This is a genomic window from Enterobacter sp. ECC-249 (assembly GCF_043965265.1).
In the GTDB taxonomy this organism is placed as follows: Bacteria; Pseudomonadota; Gammaproteobacteria; order Enterobacterales; family Enterobacteriaceae; genus Enterobacter; species Enterobacter quasiroggenkampii.
In genome coordinates this window covers 1,744,730-1,764,195 of record NZ_CP143660.1, presented here as the reverse complement: position 1 = coordinate 1,764,195, position 19,466 = coordinate 1,744,730, and the positions used below count along the sequence as shown (strand labels likewise).

Annotated in this window: 22 protein-coding genes; 13 read left to right on the top strand and 9 right to left on the bottom strand. The window is 52.3% G+C overall.

Annotation, left to right across the window (positions count from 1 at the left end; genetic code table 11):
* Positions 1–13: 13 nt before the first annotated feature.
* The 4 genes from ybeD (at position 14) to lipA (ending at position 3,431) form a co-directional block, all read left to right on the top strand.
* A complete protein-coding gene (gene ybeD, locus V1587_RS08430; protein WP_003858718.1) occupies positions 14–277 on the top strand; it encodes a DUF493 family protein YbeD in 264 nt (87 codons plus the stop codon).
* Positions 278–371: 94 nt separating this feature from the next.
* Positions 372–1,013, top strand: coding sequence for a lipoyl(octanoyl) transferase LipB (lipB, locus tag V1587_RS08425; RefSeq protein WP_371898902.1), 642 nt, complete (start codon positions 372–374; stop codon positions 1,011–1,013).
* Between the two features lie 291 nt (positions 1,014–1,304).
* Complete coding sequence (locus V1587_RS08420; protein WP_371898903.1) at positions 1,305–2,258, top strand: YbeF family transcriptional regulator; 954 nt, start codon at positions 1,305–1,307, stop codon at positions 2,256–2,258.
* A 207-nt stretch (positions 2,259–2,465) separates the two neighbouring features.
* Positions 2,466–3,431, top strand: coding sequence for a lipoyl synthase (gene lipA / locus V1587_RS08415; protein WP_023334887.1), 966 nt, complete (start codon positions 2,466–2,468; stop codon positions 3,429–3,431).
* Between the two features lie 82 nt (positions 3,432–3,513).
* Here lipA and tatE read toward each other — a convergent pair whose 3' ends face one another.
* Positions 3,514–3,717, bottom strand: a complete 204-nt coding sequence (tatE, locus tag V1587_RS08410) for a twin-arginine translocase subunit TatE (RefSeq protein ID WP_023310742.1) — start codon at positions 3,715–3,717, stop codon at positions 3,514–3,516.
* Positions 3,718–3,842: 125 nt separating this feature from the next.
* Positions 3,843–4,631 (bottom strand): deaminated glutathione amidase, encoded by a 789-nt coding sequence (locus tag V1587_RS08405; protein WP_371898904.1) that lies wholly within the window; start codon positions 4,629–4,631, stop codon positions 3,843–3,845.
* A gap of 67 nt (positions 4,632–4,698) precedes the next feature.
* Between V1587_RS08405 and crcB the strand changes: the two genes are divergently transcribed.
* Entirely contained in the window at positions 4,699–5,082 is a 384-nt protein-coding gene (crcB, locus tag V1587_RS08400; RefSeq protein ID WP_023310740.1) for a fluoride efflux transporter CrcB, read from the top strand.
* Positions 5,083–5,301: 219 nt separating this feature from the next.
* Here the strand turns inward: crcB and cspE are convergent, their stop codons facing one another.
* Both cspE and pagP read right to left on the bottom strand, forming a co-directional pair.
* Entirely contained in the window at positions 5,302–5,511 is a 210-nt protein-coding gene (gene cspE, locus V1587_RS08395) for a transcription antiterminator/RNA stability regulator CspE (protein WP_002439184.1), read from the bottom strand.
* Positions 5,512–5,701: 190 nt separating this feature from the next.
* A complete protein-coding gene (gene pagP, locus V1587_RS08390; protein ID WP_080298633.1) occupies positions 5,702–6,319 on the bottom strand; it encodes a lipid IV(A) palmitoyltransferase PagP in 618 nt (205 codons plus the stop codon).
* A gap of 394 nt (positions 6,320–6,713) precedes the next feature.
* Here pagP and dcuC point away from each other — a divergent pair, with 394 nt between their 5' ends.
* Together dcuC and rna are read left to right on the top strand one after the other, a co-directional pair.
* Positions 6,714–8,081 carry an anaerobic C4-dicarboxylate transporter DcuC gene (gene dcuC / locus V1587_RS08385; RefSeq protein ID WP_371898905.1) on the top strand — a complete coding sequence of 456 codons (1,368 nt, stop codon included), beginning with the start codon at positions 6,714–6,716 and terminating at the stop codon, positions 8,079–8,081.
* A 94-nt stretch (positions 8,082–8,175) separates the two neighbouring features.
* The gene (rna, locus tag V1587_RS08380) at positions 8,176–8,985 is read left to right on the top strand and encodes a ribonuclease I (RefSeq protein ID WP_371898906.1); all 810 of its coding nucleotides are present in this window, start codon (positions 8,176–8,178) and stop codon (positions 8,983–8,985) included.
* Here rna and V1587_RS08375 read toward each other — a convergent pair.
* Positions 8,979–9,596 carry a flavin reductase family protein gene (locus tag V1587_RS08375; RefSeq protein WP_371898907.1) on the bottom strand — a complete coding sequence of 206 codons (618 nt, stop codon included), beginning with the start codon at positions 9,594–9,596 and terminating at the stop codon, positions 8,979–8,981. The genes rna and V1587_RS08375 overlap by 7 nt on opposite strands.
* A gap of 246 nt (positions 9,597–9,842) precedes the next feature.
* Between V1587_RS08375 and rnk the strand changes: the two genes are divergently transcribed.
* Both rnk and yldA read left to right on the top strand, forming a co-directional pair.
* Positions 9,843–10,253: a nucleoside diphosphate kinase regulator gene (gene rnk, locus V1587_RS08370; protein WP_045261020.1), complete on the top strand. Its 411-nt coding sequence runs from the start codon at positions 9,843–9,845 to the stop codon at positions 10,251–10,253.
* Positions 10,254–10,392: 139 nt separating this feature from the next.
* Positions 10,393–10,482 (top strand): small membrane protein YldA, encoded by a 90-nt coding sequence (gene yldA / locus V1587_RS08365; protein WP_321195651.1) that lies wholly within the window; start codon positions 10,393–10,395, stop codon positions 10,480–10,482.
* 10 nt (positions 10,483–10,492) lie between these two features.
* Here yldA and V1587_RS08360 read toward each other — a convergent pair whose 3' ends face one another.
* Positions 10,493–11,731: a zinc-dependent alcohol dehydrogenase gene (locus tag V1587_RS08360; RefSeq protein ID WP_371898908.1), complete on the bottom strand. Its 1,239-nt coding sequence runs from the start codon at positions 11,729–11,731 to the stop codon at positions 10,493–10,495.
* Between the two features lie 180 nt (positions 11,732–11,911).
* Between V1587_RS08360 and uspG the strand changes: the two genes are divergently transcribed.
* Complete coding sequence (gene uspG, locus V1587_RS08355) at positions 11,912–12,340, top strand: universal stress protein UspG (protein WP_023310731.1); 429 nt, start codon at positions 11,912–11,914, stop codon at positions 12,338–12,340.
* 60 nt (positions 12,341–12,400) lie between these two features.
* Here the strand turns inward: uspG and ahpF are convergent, their stop codons facing one another.
* Complete coding sequence (gene ahpF / locus V1587_RS08350; protein WP_371898909.1) at positions 12,401–13,966, bottom strand: alkyl hydroperoxide reductase subunit F; 1,566 nt, start codon at positions 13,964–13,966, stop codon at positions 12,401–12,403.
* Between the two features lie 188 nt (positions 13,967–14,154).
* A complete protein-coding gene (ahpC, locus tag V1587_RS08345) occupies positions 14,155–14,718 on the bottom strand; it encodes an alkyl hydroperoxide reductase subunit C (protein WP_008501015.1) in 564 nt (187 codons plus the stop codon).
* A gap of 622 nt (positions 14,719–15,340) precedes the next feature.
* On the opposite strand from ahpC, the gene V1587_RS08340 reads away from it, so the two are divergent.
* From V1587_RS08340 to V1587_RS08330, 3 genes are all read left to right on the top strand, one after another.
* A complete protein-coding gene (locus V1587_RS08340; protein ID WP_371898910.1) occupies positions 15,341–16,240 on the top strand; it encodes a LysR family transcriptional regulator in 900 nt (299 codons plus the stop codon).
* 172 nt (positions 16,241–16,412) lie between these two features.
* Entirely contained in the window at positions 16,413–17,636 is a 1,224-nt protein-coding gene (locus V1587_RS08335) for a phosphoadenosine phosphosulfate reductase (RefSeq protein WP_371898911.1), read from the top strand.
* Entirely contained in the window at positions 17,621–18,247 is a 627-nt protein-coding gene (locus V1587_RS08330; protein ID WP_371898912.1) for an IbrB-like domain-containing protein, read from the top strand. The genes V1587_RS08335 and V1587_RS08330 overlap by 16 nt, the downstream gene beginning before the upstream one ends.
* On the opposite strand, the gene V1587_RS08325 is transcribed toward V1587_RS08330, so the two are convergent.
* Positions 18,248–19,408, bottom strand: a complete 1,161-nt coding sequence (locus tag V1587_RS08325; protein WP_371898913.1) for a pyridoxal phosphate-dependent aminotransferase — start codon at positions 19,406–19,408, stop codon at positions 18,248–18,250.
* Positions 19,409–19,466: the final 58 nt, after the last annotated feature.

Sequence of the window (19,466 nt, the reverse complement as noted above, 5' to 3'; positions counted from 1 at the left end):
CGCCGGAGCTGACATGAAAACCAAACTTAACGAACTGCTTGAATTCCCTACCCCATTTACCTACAAAGTAATGGGTCTGGCGAAACCTGAGCTGGTTGATCAGGTGGTTGAAGTGGTACAGCGCCATGCGCCGGGTGACTACTCTCCGTCAGTAAAACCAAGCAGCAAGGGCAACTACCACTCGGTTTCTATTACCATCACTGCGACACACATTGAGCAGGTTGAGACGCTTTACGAAGAACTCGGCAATATCGAAATCGTTCGTATGGTGCTGTAGTCCCTTTGCGGTTACCCGGTTTGCCGGGTAACCCCTCTCCCCGCTGTGATATACTCCCCCACACCTTTTGTCCCTCGTCTTCGGAGACGCAGTTTTGTATCAGGATAAAATTCTGGTCCGTCACCTCGGCCTGCAACCTTATGAGCCTGTCTCCCAGGCTATGCATGACTTCACCGATTCACGCGATGACAGCACCCCAGATGAAATCTGGCTGGTTGAACACCTGCCAGTATTTACGCAGGGTCAGGCGGGTAAAGCAGAACATTTGTTAATGACGGGAGATATCCCGGTTATACAGAGCGATCGCGGCGGTCAGGTCACTTATCATGGGCCCGGGCAGCAGGTGATGTACGTCCTGCTCAATCTGAAGCGCAGAAAGCTTGGCGTACGTGAACTGGTCACCCTCCTGGAACAAACTGTCGTCAACACGCTGGCGGAATATGGTATTGACGCGCATCCACGCGCCGATGCACCGGGCGTCTACGTTGGGGAAATGAAGATCTGCTCTCTGGGGCTGCGTATTCGTAAAGGCTGCTCATTCCATGGCCTGGCCTTGAATATTAATATGGATCTTGCGCCTTTCCAGCGCATTAATCCCTGCGGCTATGCCGGCATGGAAATGACGCAAATGCGCCAGTGGGTTGAAACCGCTACGCCAGAAGCTATTCGCCCCGTGCTTTTGAAGAACGTGTTAGCGCTACTTAACAATCCCCCGCACGAATATATCCCTGCTTAATATATCGTACAACAGGGCTCGCTAATTTGACGGGCCGCTGTTTATTTACCGCTTTTGCACTTTACAATAATCCACAGATTCTATATTTTCGAAGCGCCCGAATATTACCGCTACATATTATTTAGCCTCCAGCAAGCTCGGCAAACACGGCATAAGTAACGTGAGCAATTATCACTCAACCGTTTGCTTTTGAGAAAGAAGTGAAACAAAACCAACCCTTTACGAATCTCTACAAGCATAATAAATAAATTCAACTATCATTCATATTGTGAATGTATACGGAGTGAAAGCGTGGAGTATAATAATTTACCAGCCAAACGACTGAATGAACCTGGTGGCGAAGACAAGCCGCAAATTTTTCGGACTTTACGTAATATTGATCTCAATTTACTGACTATTTTTGAGGCAGTATATGTCCACAAGGGTATCGTTAACGCTGCGAAAATTCTTAATCTCACGCCATCAGCAATAAGCCAGTCAATCCAAAAGCTACGCGCTATATTTCCTGACCCGCTATTTATTCGTAAGGGCCAGGGGGTAACGCCGACGGCTTACGCCACGCATCTCCATGAGTACATCAGCCAGGGGCTGGAGTCGATTCTGGGCGCACTGGATTTAACCGGTAGCTATGATAAGCAGAGAACCATCACCATCGGCTGCTCCCCTTCTGTGGGAGTGCTTGTGATGCCGGCGATCTTCCAGGCCGTGAAAGAGCATGCTCCGCAGCTCCTGCTTCGCAATGTGCCTCTCCATGAACCTGACATTCAGCTTGCGCAGTTCCAGACGGACCTGATTATTGAAAGCGGTAGCTTCAGCGCCAGAGCGCTGGGACAAAATGTGCTCTATACGGATAACCTGGTGCTGGTTTGCCGGCAGCAGCATCCGGTTCTCAGCGAACCGCTGAACATCGAAAACCTGCGCAACTACGACCACTCCTCTTTCATGACCGAAGGGCAGTCTAACCATGCGCTTCGTCAGCGTATTGATGAAATTTTCCCGGAACGCCAGATCAGCTTCAGCAGTTACAATATGTTCACCACCGCATCCCTGATCGGCAGCAGCGACATGCTGTGCGTTATGCCATCACGCCTGTACAGCCTGCTACGAAAATGCTGGCCGCTGGAGAGCATTCCGCTCAGTCAGCTTAATGCGGAATCTATCGAGATTTCCCTGCATTACAACAAGCTGAGTTTGCGCGATCCGGTCCTGGAAAACGTCATCCGCATTATCCGTCAGGCCTTCTGACAGGTTTAGCCAGCACAAGCCCCTGCAACAGGCAGGGCAAAAGGCACAAAACAACAACTATTTTACAAATTGGCGATCTGGCAGGCTGCTTTAACGACCGTTTCAATGATATACTGCCTGTCGTTCGTTCAAAAATAGTTGATAAATACAACATTCCCTTGAATTGAAACGCTTTCCTTCGATATTCGCAACTGGAACACGCACGCTATGAGTAAACCCATTGTGATGGAACGCGGTGTTAAATACCGCGATGCCGATAAAATGGCCCTTATCCCGGTTAAAAACGTGGCTACAGAGCGCGAGGCGCTGTTAAGAAAACCGGAATGGATGAAAATCAAACTTCCGGCCGACTCTTCGCGTATCCAGGGGATCAAAGCGGCGATGCGCAAGAATGGCCTTCACTCCGTATGTGAAGAGGCTTCTTGTCCGAACCTTGCTGAATGTTTCAATCACGGTACCGCGACGTTTATGATTCTGGGTGCTATCTGCACCCGCCGCTGCCCGTTCTGCGATGTTGCTCATGGCCGTCCAGTCGCACCTGATGCTAACGAACCCCAGAAGCTGGCGCAGACCATCGCCGACATGGCGCTGCGTTATGTGGTAATCACCTCCGTTGACCGTGACGATCTGCGTGACGGTGGTGCTCAGCACTTCGCCGACTGTATTACGGCCATTCGCGAGAAAAGCCCTAACATCAAAATCGAGACGCTGGTGCCTGATTTCCGCGGCCGTATGGACCGCGCGCTGGATATCCTGACCGCCACGCCGCCAGATGTGTTTAACCACAACCTGGAGAACGTGCCGCGTATCTACCGTCAGGTCCGCCCGGGTGCTGACTATAACTGGTCTCTGAAACTGCTGGAGCGTTTCAAAGAAGCGCATCCGCATATTCCGACCAAGTCTGGTCTGATGGTGGGTCTGGGTGAAACAAATGAGGAAATCATTGAGGTGATGCGCGATCTTCGCCGCCACGGTGTGACCATGTTGACCCTGGGACAGTATTTGCAGCCAAGCCGCCACCACTTGCCGGTACAGCGCTACGTGAGCCCGGACGAGTTCGATGAAATGAAAGCCGAAGCGATGGCGATGGGCTTCACCCACGCTGCCTGCGGCCCATTCGTTCGCTCCTCATACCATGCAGATATGCAGGCTAAAGGCGAAGAAGTAAAATAATGCTGTAATATTCATTTACAGTAATACAAAAAAACCGGCCTCATGAGCCGGTTTTTTTTTCGCAAGCCCTCAGGCGTTGCTGTCACTCTTTGTGAGAAAGCTTGTCTGCCGGGACGTCATCCTCGGCGCTTTTCTTCGCCGCTGCATCATCGTCGTTCATTGCTTTCTTAAAGCCTTTGATGGCAGCCCCCAGGTCACCACCCAGCGTGCGTAACTTCTTGGTACCAAACAGCAGGACGACCAGTGCGGCAACCACCAGCAGTTTGGTAATACTAATCTCACCCATAGATACCTTCTTTACTTAAAACAGGCTGCATTCAGCGCCAAAACCTGATTGTATTAACGGTCATTTAGCGCGTGCACACAATAGCAATCTGTAACAAGGTGAATCAAGCATTGTTGAAAAAAACATCACAATAATTGCGGTGGCGCAAACCGACGATTGCGAAGAACGGGTAATTGCTGACGCGCAAGCGCAATTCTTTCTGAGCTTATCTCCGCCACCAGCAAATGCGGGGCTTCAGCGGCGGCGGCGATCGTTACCCCCAGCGGATCAACCACCCTGCTTTGCCCGATGTTTTTCGTGCCGCATTCTCCTGCAGCAACGACATAGCTGGTGGTATCCAGCGCGCGCGCCGCAAGCAGCGTTGCCCAGTGGTGCTCTTTTAACGGCCCTCTGACCCACGCGGCAGGCAGTACCAGTACGTCCGCCCCCTGTAGCGCCAGATGGAGCGCCAGCTCGGGAAAACGCAGGTCATAGCACGTCATCAGCCCGATCTTGAATCCGTCAATCTCCAGAAGCGGTGGAATACTGTCTCCGGGGTCAACGCGACGCGACTCCTGAATACTGAACGCATCATAGAGATGCAGCTTGGCGTAACGTGCAACAATGGCTCCGTCGCGAATCGCCACTAGCGTATTCACTGCACGGCCCGGCGTGGAGGGAACATGGATCGTTAAGATCGTCGTCATCGTATTGCCCACGCTCTGGGCGAGCAGCTGCTGTAAAAATTCGCCATCCAGCGGCTGCGCGGACTTCACGGATAAATCCGGGTCGTTATCATCCCTGGCCAGCAGCGCCTCGGGGAGCACCAGCAGCGACGCGCCTTTCTGCCGGGCCTGCATCATCAGGTTGACGCATGTGCTCGCATTCTCATGCCAGTCAGGTGTGACCGCAAACTGCCCTACCGCAACATACATATTTGTCCCCTCATCATAAACGGCGTTAAACTCGCTTCTCTTACACATCAAATAGCAGGTATTTAGCGTGTTACAACTACTTTTAGCCGTTTTTATTGGTGGGGGAACGGGTAGCGTTGCGCGATGGTTTCTGAGTATGCGGTTTAACCCCCTGCATCAGGCGATTCCCATGGGGACGCTTGCCGCTAACCTGATTGGTGCCTTTATCATCGGCATGGGGCTGGCCTGGTTTAACCGAATGACGCACATCGACCCAATGTGGAAGGTATTGATTACCACCGGATTCTGCGGTGGGTTAACCACTTTCTCAACCTTTTCTGCGGAAACGGTTTTTCTCTTTCAGGAAGGCCGTATCGGCTGGGCGCTGATGAATATGGCGATCAATATGTTCGGCTCCTTTGCGATGACGGGGATCGCATTTTGGCTCTTTTCTTCCGCAAGCGCGCATTAACAGCCGAACCGTTAATGTTGGCTTAATTTTTCTCTGTCACTCTGGATGCAGTACTGAACGAGGGTGACAGAATGAAACAGAGTCTGATGAGCGCAGGAATGGTGTTGTTGAGCGTGCTGATCGTTGCCAGCTTCCTGAAAATGTATCTGCTTGGCTGATTCAAAACGAAAAAAACCCGCTCAGTGAGCGGGTTTTGAAATTCTTGCTGACGCGTCTGAATTACAGAGCGATTACGTTAGCAGCAGAAGGGCCTTTGGCACCGTTAGTGATTTCGAACTCTACACGCTGACCTTCAGCCAGAGTTTTGAAACCATTAGACTGGATTGCAGAGAAGTGTACGAACACGTCTTTGCTGCCATCTTCAGGAGTAATGAAACCGAATCCTTTGGACTCATTAAACCACTTAACGTTACCTTTAATCTTAGACATCAAAATTACCTTTACATTAAAAAACGACACAAATGCTGTGTCGGTTATCAGTACATCAATTGTGGGACCTTTTGTCCAGCGGATCTTTGATAAAAAGTGACTAAAGTCGCGTTAATTTTCACTGACAGATTTTTATCGCTTATGAATCAACGCCTGCGCATTTTTTCACCACCACATCACGTTTTGTCAGTTAAAACTGAAAACGCATCCAGGCGAAGTAAACGTTTCCGTTGTTGTAAGTCCCCGGGATGTAGGTCATCTGGAACGTTGCAGGGCCATAGCCAATAGAGGCCAGCGGCAGCAGCACCGGGATCGGGATGTAGTTCCAGTTGTCACGTGCAGTGACCCCGGCGGTATAGCCCAAACCGACGTGGAAGTTCTCGTCCGCAAGCGGACGCCAGGTTTTCTCCCAACCATAGCCCCCAATCGGCTCCCATTTATTAAACGAGTCTTTGAAGGCCATCAGATAGATGCCATGCCAGTTGCCTTTTTCATCCCAGCGAGACTGGCCAAAACCTGCGCCCCACGGACGCTCGTTGTATTTATCGGTTTTCTCTTTGTCATAAGCAAAACGCGCGTGCCACGTTATTGCCGGAACATAGAGATCATAATGTTCAGGTGCCGTCCAGGTCTGGGAAACATTATCCGTAAAGGTTGAAAACCATCCTTTATCCGTCGCGTTGCCTTCTGCCTGTGCAACAGAAGAAAACGTTAACTGCCCAAAAATAAACAACAAAATAGAGAAAAATGTATTACGTACGATCACAATGCAATTACCATTCTTAGTATTCGAGGCAAAGTTTACCATAAAATAGTTGAATCAAGGCTTAACGGCATCGGCGTTATTCCTAATTATTCGGCCTCTTTCCGGGAATATTCTTAAAGAAAGTGGACGATACGTGCAAATAAGCCCACAAGGGGTGTGACTTTTATCATTTAGCTTTCTTAATCAAAGACATGCAAAACCATACAAAGCATTAACAATTTGTTATCATTAATGGGACATATTGCGCTATTTCTCACGGTCAAGGGCCTCATGACATAAATGTATGGGCTATGGCAAAAACACGGTTGTTCTGTTCTCTAGTCGTCTGTTTATTGATTTTAATCAGCAAGAACAGGCCAATTATTCGGCACATTTTCATCCTTATTTTTTTTATTGATTTTTTGTGCTCCATTGCAGCAGAGATACAGGGGACATCATGCTTACGTTATTCGAGCTCCTTATTGGAGTCGTCGTCATTGTCGGCGTCGCACGCTACATCATTAAAGGCTACTCGGCCACGGGCGTATTATTTGTTGGCGGTTTAACGCTGCTGATTATCAGCGCAATAATGGGGCACCAGGTGTTACCTGCCAGCGCGACCAGCACCGGTTACACCGCTACAGATATTGTTGAATACATTAAAATATTGCTCATGAGCCGCGGCGGCGATCTGGGCATGATGATCATGATGCTGTGTGGTTTTGCGGCCTATATGACCCATATCGGCGCCAACGACATGGTCGTTAAGCTTGCCTCCAGACCCCTGCAATACATTAACTCGCCGTATTTGCTGATGGTCGCGGCCTATTTCCTCGCGTGCCTGATGTCGCTGGCCGTTTCGTCGGCTACCGGACTTGGCGTACTGCTGATGGCGACGCTGTTCCCGGTGATGGTGAACGTCGGTATCAGCCGTGGCGCGGCTACAGCCATTTGCGCGTCTCCGGCAGCGATTATTCTCTCCCCTACCTCCGGCGACGTTGTGCTGGCGGCAAAGGCGGCGGAAATGTCGCTCATCGACTTTGCCTTTAAAACCACGCTACCGATCTCAATCGTTGCCATTGTCGGCATGGGTATCGCGCATTTCTTCTGGCAGCGCTATCTCGATAAGAAAGAAAACATCAGCCATGAAATGATGGACGTGAGTGAAATCACCACCACCGCTCCCGCGTTTTATGCCATTCTGCCCTTTACGCCGATCGTCGGAGTGCTGATTTTTGACGGCAAATGGGGTCCACAGCTGCACATCATCACCATTCTGGTTATCTGCATGCTGCTGGCCGCCGTGCTGGAGTTTGTGCGCGGTTTTAACACGCAAAAAGTCTTCTCAGGTCTGGAAGTGGCGTATCGAGGTATGGCGGATGCCTTCGCTGGCGTGGTGATGCTGCTGGTTGCAGCGGGCGTTTTTGCCCAGGGTCTGAGCACGATCGGCTTTATCCAGAGCCTGATTTCTATCGCCACTTCGTTCGGCTCGGCCAGTATTATCCTGATGCTGGTTCTGGTGGTGCTGACCATGCTGGCGGCGATGACCACCGGTTCCGGCAACGCGCCTTTCTACGCTTTCGTTGAGATGATCCCTAAACTGGCTCACTCGTCCGGTATTAACCCGGCCTATCTCTCCATTCCTATGCTGCAGGCATCAAACCTGGGCCGTACCATTTCGCCGGTGTCGGGCGTGGTCGTTGCCGTTGCCGGAATGGCGAAAATCTCGCCGTTCGAAGTCGTCAAACGCACCTCAGTGCCCGTTATGGTTGGGCTGATTATCGTGATTATCGCCACGGAAGTGCTGGTACCCGGCGCGGCCTAAGCTAAATTACTGATATCCAAAAAGCGCCTGCGGGCGCTTTTTGTGCTTTAATAACTTCCAGAAATTAATCGTGTTCATTCGATCAGGAAATCATATGTTCAGGAAGGATATTGTTATCCCGTCTGGCGCAATCGCGCTTGCACTCTGTGTCTTCTCCACACAGGCAGAACCGCTCGAGGCAACCCAGTATGGCGATTTCGATCGCTATGTGCTGGCCCTGTCCTGGCAAACCGGTTTTTGCCAGAGCATGGTCGAGCGCAACCGTAATGAACCTGACGAATGTCGCCTGCAGAAAGAGCGCGAGAATAAAGCCGATTTCCTGACCGTTCACGGGCTATGGCCCGGCCTGCCAAAATCTATTGCCGCACGCGGCGTGGATGAACGTCGCTGGATGCGTTTTGGCTGCGCCACGCGCCCCATTCCGAACATGCCGGAAGTGAAGGCCAGCCGCAAATGCGATGCCGCCGAAACCGGACTGTCGCTTTCCGCTGCCGCGAAGCTCAACGACGTGATGCCGGGCGCGGGCGGGAATTCCTGTCTGGAACGCTACGAATATGCCAAACATGGCGTCTGCTTTGGTTTCGATCCGGATGCCTATTTCGGCACGATGGTGCGGATGAATCAGGAAGTTAAAAGCAGCGCGGTCGGTAAATTCATCGCCGACAACTACGGGAAATCCGTCAATCGCAGCGACTTTGACAGTGCCGTTGCCAAAAGCTGGGGCAAGGAGAACATCAAAGCGATCAAGCTGACCTGCAACGGCAACCCGGCGTATCTGACCGAAATGCAAATTTCCCTGAAGGCAAACGCCATTAACAACCCGCTTTCAGCGGCGTCATTTGCACCGCAGCCACATCCGGGTAACTGCGGAAAACAGTTCGTGATTGATAAAGCCGGTTACTGATCCGCGCCCGGGCGCACCATATCAAACCGGTTTTCATCGCTGATGCCATAGTACGCCGTCGGCCCACCCGCACGCAGGATGGGCTGCGCTTTTGCCGTCTGGTATATCCCCTCTTCCAGCAGCGTTTCGGCAATATGGATTCCGACCACTTCCCCCAGCACCAGCCACGTGTCTACCGGCGTACCGTCAGCCCCCGTCAGTTGAATGCATTGCGACAGGCGACACTCAAAATTCACCGGGCTTTCTGCAACGCGAGGGGCGTTAACCAGGTGGCTGGCCGCTGGCGTAAGTCCGGCAAAGCTAAATTCATCCCGATCGTGGGGAAGCATCGCGGAGGTTTGATTCATCGCCTGGGCGAGATCGCGCGTCGCCAGATTCCAGACAAACTCTTTTGTCTCGGTAATATTACGCACGCTGTCCTTCCAGCCGTTGCTGGAAAAGCCGATGATCGGCGGGCGATAATTAAAGCAGTTAAAGAAGCTATACGGTGCGAGGTTCAGCTGACCGGCCTTATCGCATGAGGAGATCCAGCCGATCGGACGCGGACCAATAATGGCGTTCAGCGGGTCATGCGGCAGGCCGTGTCCCTGAGACGGTTGATAGAAGTACATAGTGCTCTCTCGTTGGTGGGCAACGCCCGGATTCAGGACACTCAGCGTAACGTATTCCACCCGGAATGAAGACTGAATAAATTTCAGCGAAAATTCATATGGACCATGAATGTGACTTTCATCACTTCAAACTTGCGTGCTCAGCCAGTATCATCGGGAGAGTTAAACCCTCGCTGCCAGACGGCGAGGGTTTTCTTTTGGATCAGTTTCTGCGTTAGACGCAGCATTAACGACATGGAGTAAAAAATGTCCAGACCTACCATTATCATCAATGAACTCGACGCAGAACGTATCGACAGGCTACTGGAGAAAGCGGAGTTCGCCTCACTCCCCGTGGCCGACGCACTGAATGAGGAGCTCGACCGGGCGCAGATGTGCACGCCTGAGACGATGCCGCATAACGTGGTCACCATGAACAGCCAGGTGAAATTCCGCAATCTGACCACCGGGGAAGAGTTGACCCGTACGCTGGTTTACCCCGCTCAGATGACCGACAGCAGCGCACAGCTCTCTGTTCTGGCTCCTGTGGGTGCCGCACTGCTGGGGCTGCGTACGGGGGATACGATCCACTGGGAATTGCCGGGCGGTGCCTCGACCCATCTTGAAGTGCTGGAGCTGCTCTACCAGCCAGAAGCCGCGGGCGATTACCTGCGTTAATCTCTTCTGAATAAGCGCCTATCCGCTTTGCACAGAGGATGCAGCCGCATCCTCTTTCCGCAAATTCACCCGATTTTCCTATACCGCGCAAAATGGCCTTAATCCACGCTTAATCTGTTTTGGTGCCGCGGGGACGGTCATGAGTGAGATAGGCGTTATTACACTTATCTTTCTGATTTTTGTGGCGGTTATCGTCACGGCCGTGCTCTATCTTGAACGCCACTGGTAAGCGAACATTCTCAGGCAACCCCACCCGGGAAAGCATTCACCAGGCCCTTAACTTTCTGCTCTGCAGCTTCGGGCGTTTCTGCACCAGGGACCAGAATCACCTTCCGGCACTCCTCCTCCCGTTTTTCGAAAATCTTATAGGCGCGTTCCGCATCCGCAAGGGGGAGATAATGGGTCACGATCTCTTCCGGCGTAAGCAGCCCTTTTTCGATCAGCGGTAACAGTTCCCCCAGCCAGGCATGGACGTGCGTCTGGCCCATCTTAAACGTCAGCCCCTTATCAAAGGCATCGCCAAACAGGAAGCCATGAATAAACCCGGCGTACACGCCGGGTACGCTGACCACGCCACCGCGTCGAACGGCAGCAATGCACTGACGCAGCGCTTTGCCGCTGCTGCCTTCAATTTTAAGATTGCTGAGGATCGTTTCGGTGGTGCTGCCTTTCGCTTCAAACCCGACCGCATCAATCACGGCGTCAACGCCGCGCTGGCCCGCGGTCTGCTCGATGATTTTTTCCGCGGCGTCGTTATCATCATCAAAGTTGATGGGGATTGCGCCGTAACGCGCCTCGGCAAATCGCAAACGGTACGGGTGGTGATCGATAACAAAGATCTGCTCAGCCCCTAACAGCCGCGCGCAGGCAATGGTCAGTAATCCCACCGGCCCGGCGCCGAAAACCGCTACGCTCGAACCTTTTCCAATCTGCGCATTTTTTGCCGCCTGCCAGGCCGTGGGCAAAATATCCGAAAGGAACAGCGCCTTATCATCGGAAAGGAGTTGCGGAACCTTAAACGGCCCGACGTTGCCTTTTGGCACGCGAACATATTCTGCCTGTCCCCCCGGCACACCGCCGTAGAGATGGCTGTAGCCAAACAGCGCGGCCGGCGCGGGGATTTGCTTTTTGTTCAGCGCAGCGCCCTGCCCGGCATTGGTATTCTCACAGGCAGCGTATTGCTGCAGACGACAAAAGAAACAGTCCCCGCAGGCGATGACAAAGGGGATCACCACCCGATCGCCTTTTTGCAAATTCTTCACCTCTGCGCCGCACTCGACGATTTCTCCCATAAATTCATGGCCAAAAATGTCGCCGTGCTGCACCTTCGGGATCTTTCCGCGATAGAGATGCAAATCGGAGCCGCAGATAGCCGTGGCCGTGACGCGCAGAATGATATCGTCGGGCTGTTCGATAATGGGATCGGGGACATTCTCGACGCGAACATGGTGCGGACCGTGATACGTAAGTGCTTTCATGCGACCTCCGAAAGGTTCCAGGTAAGTGTATAAGGGTAGCCACCCCTGAAGGTCCGCCCTGAAATACGGGGCTTTTGAGATTTATCCTGGTGAGATAAGAAAACTGACGGGGCGCTTACAGAAACCATTTATATTTTATGGTTGAATGAGTTCAGCGTTTATAAACAAGGAGAAACGGGTATGTATCAGAGAATCATTATGCCGGTTGATGTTTTTGAGATGGAGCTGAGCGACAAGGCCGTTCGCCATGCGGAGTTCCTGGCGCAGCAGGACGGTGTTATCCACCTTTTGCACGTACTGCCGGGCTCCGCCAGCCTGAGCCTGCACCGCTTTGCCGCCGACGTGCGTCGCTTCGAGGAGCATTTGCAGCATGAAGCGGAAACTCGCCTGCAAACCATGGTCAGCCACTTCAGCATCGACCCTTCACGGATCAAAACGCACGTCAGATTCGGCAGCGTACGCGATGCGGTAAACGAACTGGCGAACGAACTGAAAGCAGACGTGGTTGTCATCGGTTCGCGCAACCCTTCCATTACCACGCATCTGCTGGGCTCTAACGCCTCCAGCGTGATCCGCCACACCCATATACCGGTGATGGTCGTAAGATAAAAAAAGAGGCCACCTTTCGGTGGCCTCTCGCTATTGCAGGTGTAGCCTTACTTTCTTCTATTATGCGGTTTTGGTGCGGATCAGGTAGTCGAACGAACTCAGCGACGCCTTCGCCCCTTCGCCCGTGGCGATGATGATCTGTTTGTACGGCACGGTGGTGCAGTCGCCCGCCGCAAACACGCCCTTCACGCTGGTTTCACATTTCGCATCGATGATGATTTCGCCCATGCGGTTGCGCTCAATCGCGCCTTCCAGCCAGGTGGTGTTAGGCAGCAGACCAATCTGCACGAAGATCCCTGAAAGCTGAACGCTGTGCACGTCGCCGCTCACGCGGTCGCGGTATTCCAGACCGGTCACCTTGCTGCCGTCGCCCTTCACTTCCGTGGTCTGCGCGTTCAGCACGATGTCGACGTTTTTCAGGCTGCGAACTTTATCCTGCAGAACCTGGTCGGCCTTCATCTCTGGCGCGAACTCCAGCAGGGTGACGTGTTCAACGATACCCGCGAGGTCGATAGCCGCTTCCACGCCGGAGTTACCGCCGCCGATCACCGCCACGCGTTTACCTTTAAACAGCGGGCCGTCGCAGTGCGGGCAGTAGGTCACGCCTTTGGTACGGTACTGATCTTCGCCCGGGACGTTCATGTTGCGCCATTTCGCACCGGTGGCAATGATAATGCTGCGCGCTTTCAGCACCGCGCCGGAGGCGGTTTCAATGTGGTGTAAACCACCCTCGACCGCTGCCGGAACCAGCTTGCTGGCGCTCTGGCTGTCGATCACGTCTACGTCATAGTCGCTGACGTGCGCCTTCAGCGCGCCGGCCAGCTTCTGGCCTTCGGTCTTCGGCACGGAAATGTAGTTTTCGATGTCCACGGTATCGAGCACCTGACCGCCAAAGCGTTCGCCCATCAGGCCAGTACGAATGCCTTTACGCGCGGAGTATACCGCTGCCGCCGCGCCCGCAGGGCCAGAACCGACGATCAGCACGTCGTAGGCATCGCGTTTGTTCAGCTCTTCCGCCGCACGTTTTTCAGCACCGGTATCCACTTTGGCAACGATTTCGGTCAGCGTCATACGGCCCTGGCCAAACTCTTTGCCGTTCATGTAAACCGCCGGAACGCCCATCACGTTGCGATCGGTGATTTCATTCTGGAAGGTACCGCCGTCAATCGCCGTGTGCTTGATGCGCGGGTTGAGGACAGACATCAGGTTCAGCGCCTGCACCACGTCCGGGCAGTTGTGGCAGGAGAGCGAGTAATAGGTTTCAAACTCGAAATCACCGTCGATATCGCGGATCTGCTCCAGCAGCGCCTGCGCTTCTTTTGACGGATGACCACCGGTCCACAGCAGCGCCAGCACCAGTGAGGTAAATTCGTGACCCAGCGGAGAACCGGCAAAGCGCGGTCCCTGCCCGGAGCCCGGGTTGGTAATCAGGAAAGAGGGCTTACGGACGTTAAGCGAGTTATCTTCTTTGAAGGTCACTTTCGGCGACAGCTCGGCGATCTCAGCCAGCAGTTCTTTGATCTCTGCCGATTTCGCGCTGTCGTCCAGCGTAGCAATCAGCTCAACGGGTTTGGTCAGTTTCTCAAGGTAGGCCTTGAGCTGGGTTTTCATATTTGTGTCGAGCATTATTCTTCCCTCGTTAAAAACGTCATCATGCAAGCTGCCTTAATCGGGCGGCCTGAATGCAACTTGCATCATGGTGCTGGAATGAAATGGGCGCGGGGAGCGCCCATTGATTGCCGGGTGGCGCTTCGTTTACCTGGCCTACGATACTGTAGGCCCGTGCAATCGCAGCGCCGCCAGGCTTTACAGACTTAGATCTTGCCGACCAGGTCTAAAGATGGAGCCAGCGTGGCTTCGCCTTCTTTCCATTTCGCCGGGCAAACTTCGCCTGGGTGAGAAGCCACGTACTGAGCGGCTTTGACTTTACGCAGCAGGTCAGAAGCATCACGGCCGATACCTTCAGCGGTAACTTCGATAGCCTGGATAATGCCCTGCGGGTCAACAACGAAGGTTGCACGGTCTGCCAGGCCTTCATCTTCACGCATGTTGTCGAAGTTACGGGTCAGGGCGCCAGTCGGGTCGCCGATCATCGCGTATTTGATTTTTGCGATGGTTTCAGAGCTGCTGTGCCACGCTTTGTGGGTGAAGTGGGTATCGGTAGACACAGAGTAAACGTCTACGCCCAGCTTTTGCAGTTCGTCGTAATGGTCAGCCACGTCGCCCAGTTCAGTCGGGCAAACGAAGGTAAAGTCAGCCGGATAGAAGAAGAAGACGCTCCAGCGGCCTTCGGTATCTTTCTCGGTAACTTCGATGAACTCACCGTTTTTGAACGCCTGGTTTTTGAAAGGTTTAATTTTGGTATTAATCAAAGACATCTGTACTTCCTCCGTGTTTTCGTTGAGATGTAAGGTAACCAACTTTATTCATCGGGGCTAATGCGTATGCTTTATCAAATCAATCAGCCAAACCTTACAACGTCGACAAGACAACAAGGTGAACCTTTTACAGGGAAGCCTGAAAGTAAAAAGGCCGCCTCAACGGGCGGCCCTGATACCTGAATTCCCCGCAGGTTCATTCAGTGCCAGCCGAAACTGGCGTTGCGTTGCGCTCTACAACCCTTTCTATCAAGGCGGTAACAGCCGTTTGATTACACCATCCGCGCAGGGATTGAGCAATCCATAAGAGAGGCATTCCTGCCTATGGCTGTGATAGGTTGTGTCGAACATCATTCCGGAGCGTTATAAATTTATTTTTATTATAAAACTATCTCAATATATAAATGACAACTGTCATTTATATGATTACCCCGTTTTCGAAGATAAAATTACCTTAATCGCCTTTGAAGCGCTCTTTCAATAATCTACCACCGTGATACATTGAGATGCTTTTAATTTAAAACTAAGAGAGCTTACCAAAAGGGTTATAAATGGTTAGCCTCAAACTATTGTTATCAGTTATATGATAACCACAGCAAACGCAGCACCCTCAGGACGAAATATGGCAAACCTCTATGACCTTAAAAAATTTGATCTTAATCTGTTAGTCATTTTCGAGTGCATTTACCAACACCTTAGTATCAGTAAAGCCGCCGAGACGCTGTATATCACCCCCTCTGCCGTGAGCCAGTCACTGCAACGCCTGAGAGGACAGCTCAACGATCCTCTGTTTATCCGTTCCGGTAAAGGGATCACGCCCACGACCGTCGGCGTCAATTTGCATCATCATCTGGAACAGAACCTGAACCAGCTGGAGCAGACTATCAATATCATGCACAGCAGCGGGTTGAAGAAGAATTTTGTCATTTATTGCCCACATTTTATGAGTACGAAAGCAACGCTTGACCCTATAAAACTGCTCATGGACAACCATAACTATTCAATTGAATTGCATGATGTTTTTCTTTCGCCTGATTCAGCAGAAGATCTCTTAGCCTACAGAAGAGCCGACCTGATATTTTCGTTTTCCTCCTCTAACAGTCACTCTATCGCCTGTAGCCTCTACCATAAACTTCCTTTCGTGCTCGTTTGTCGGGAGGGTCATCCCCGTCTCAGTGAAAATCCCACGCGTGAAGAGATTCTGAATGAAAACTTCACCGCCTACCTGAACGATGAGAACAGCTTCAAAACCTATCAGGAAAAGGCCGAAAGCCTGTTAACCGAAAGAAATATTGTCTATCGTAGCGACTCTTTTATATCCCTTCTGTCGGTGATCGGTTCATCCGACCTCATAGGATTAGTGCCCGCGCCAGCCTTCGAACAATATGGGCCAGCCCTCAACCTGCGCAAAGTGGAAACTGACATTCAATTCCCCAGCATTGATATTTACATGATGTATAATCGCTCCGCGCTCAATAGCTCGGCATTCGCAAGTTTTATCGAAGAAATATCCTTACCGTGAGTTGTTGGTGTGGTTCTCACACTAAATGGGAACCACAATGTTAAAACATACACCACCGTTATAGAATTACGTGACATAACCATTTCATATCCAACTAATTATTGACTGATATAATCATCTCATTAGTATTAACGCTACAGTCAGGTATTTATTCCTCAGGAAGAGAATAAGCATGTCAATTTATAAATACCCCTTAAACCAGGATGTCCTTACTGCTGCTCGGGAGCGAATAAAATGGACTCTCGAAAATTTTCCCAGAACCTGTGTTTCTTTTTCAGGAGGTAAAGACTCCACCGTCATGCTGCATTTAGTTGCCCGACAGGCGCGACTGATGAAAATCAAAATAGATGTCCTCTTTATCGACTGGGAAGCGCAGTTTTCCCATACCATTACCCATGTTGAGCATATGCGCGAGTTGTACAGCGATGTCATCGATCATTTCTGGTGGGTCGCGCTTCCCCTGACAACGCAAAATTCCCTGTCGCAATTCCAGCCGGAATGGCAATGCTGGGAACCCGGCACCCGATGGGTCCGCCACCCTCCTGACAACGCGATAACCGATCCCGCTTTTTTCCCCTTCTACCAGCCAGGCATGACGTTTGAAACCTTTGTCCGCAGCTTCTCCGACTGGTTCTCTCACAATCGCCCGGCGGCGGTACTGATTGGCATCCGCGCCGATGAGTCTTACAACCGTTTTCTGGCTATCGCGTCGGCGCGTAAACAGCGGTTTGCCGATGATAAACCCTGGACAACCTTCGCTCCGGGCGGGCATGCCTGGTATATCTACCCCATCTACGACTGGAAAACCGCCGATATATGGACCTGGTTTGCCAAATCGGGATGTTGCTATAACCCACTCTATGACCTGATGTTTCAGGCGGGCGTGCCGCTACGCTACATGCGTATTTGTGAACCCTTTGGCCCGGAGCAGCGCCAGGGCTTATGGCTCTACCACGTTGTTGAACCCGATCGCTGGGCGTCCATGTGTGAGCGCGTGAGCGGTGCGCGCAGCGGGGGGATGTACGCCGGGCACGATAACCATTTTTACGGCCACCGAAAAATCTTGAAGCCTGAACGCCTCTGCTGGCACGAATATGCCATGCTGCTCCTCGACAGCATGCCGCAAAATACGGCTGAGCATTACCGCAATAAAATCGCCATTTATCTGCACTGGTATAAGAAGAGAGGCATAGAGAATATTCCCGACACGCAGGACGGTGATATCGGTTGCAAAGACATCCCCTCGTGGCGCCGTATTTGCAAGGTTCTCCTTAATAACGACTACTGGTGCAGAGCGCTATCGTTCAGCCCAAATAAACCCAAACATTATCAGCGCTACAGCGACAGAGTGAAGGCGAAACGCAAGGAGTGGGGCATATTATGCGACAAAGACTAATCACCGAGATGGAAACGTACCTTCAGTCACTTTCCGAAGAGGATCGCATTAAGGCCATAAATGCTTTTCGCGAAGCGATCCATAAAAACAGCCCGTTTCGTGAGCAACCGATAGACTGCGTCCTCTGGATCAGACAGGACGATATTACCGCTAACGACTACAACCCCAATAACGTTGCTCCACCAGAAAAACGGCTGCTCAGCAAGTCGCTGGAGCTTGATGGATTCACCCAACCTATCGTTGTGACAGAAAGTGAACCGCAGCACTACGAAATTGTGGATGGTTTTCATCGCCATGAAATCGGCAAAAACCAGGCGGCACTGAAGCACCAGCTCAAGGGTTATCTCCCCGTTACCTGCCTGCGTCAGGACCGACAGGATAAACATGACCGTATGGCTGCCACTATTCGTCACAACCGGGCGCGGGGTCGGCACCAGATTAACGCCATGTCGGAGATCGTTCGCGAGCTGGTGCAGCTTGGCTGGAATGACGAGAGAATAAGCAAGGAGCTGGGTATGGATGGCGATGAAGTTTTGCGCCTCAAGCAAATTAACGGTCTGCTGGAGCTGTTTGCAGACCGCCGTTACTCAGAAGCCTGGACGGTGAAATAATCAGAGCGTGTTCAGACGCTCTGCCGCCGCCAGCAGCGTCGATTCCTGCTTCGCAAAGCAAAGGCGGATCAGCTTATGCTGGAAGGGATCGGCGCAGAACACCGACAGCGGGATGGCGGCTACACCCACCTCTTTTGTCAACCACTGGCAAAAGCTGACGTCATCCAGATCGGAAATCGCGCTGTAGTCCGCGAGCAGGAAGTAGGTTCCTTCAGACGGCAAAATTTCCAGACGGCTTTTACTTAACGCAGCCACAAACAGATCCCGACGTTCACGATAGAAGTGCGGCAGCTCGCGGTAATGCCCGGGCTCAGCGCGCAGCATATCCGCCAGCGCCAGCTGAGCTGGCGTGTTCACGGCAAAGGTCAGATACTGATGCACCTTGCGCAGTTCAGCGCTAATGGCCGCCGGTGCGACGCAGTAGCCCACTTTCCAGCCGGTCATATGGTAAGTCTTACCGAATGACGAGACGGCGATAGCACGCTCACGAAGCTGCGGATGGGCCAGCACGCTGGCGTGTCCCTCTTCTGCAAAGCAGATGTGCTCGTAGACTTCATCACTCAGCACGTAAATTTCACGTTCCGCAATCGCCTGCCACAGCGCGGCGAAATCGGCTTTCTGCCACACCGTCGCCGACGGGTTGTGCGGGGTATTCAGGATCACCAGGCGGGTTTTGTCGCTCAGCAGCGCGGCAAACGCCTGCCAGTCAGGGCGAAAATGCGGCGGCTGGAGCGCCACGCGTTTTACCACGCCACCGGAGAGTTCAACCGCAGGCGCATAGCTGTCGTAGCTCGGATCAAAGCAGATAACCTCATCGCCCGTACGCACCAGCGCGGTGATGGCCGCATACAGCGCTTCGGTCGCCCCTGCCGTCACCGTAATATCGCTGTTCGCATCGGGCTTATAGCCATACAGCTCAGCCGTTTTGTCCGCAATGGCTTCCCGCAGCGCCTGAACGCCCGTCATCGGTGCATACTGATTTGCTCCCTGCGCCACGTGATACGCCAGACGCGCCTGCAGATAAGCCGGGCCGTCGAAATCCGGGAACCCCTGAGAAAGGTTAATGGCGTTGTGCTGCTGCGCCAGGGCGCTCATCTGCGTAAAGATGGTGGTGCCGAGATTGGGAAGTTTACTTTGCGGAATCAATGCGTTAATGCTCATTGTGTTGTGCCTGCCTGTAATACTTATGTTGCTGCCACTATAACACGATGTTAGTCTT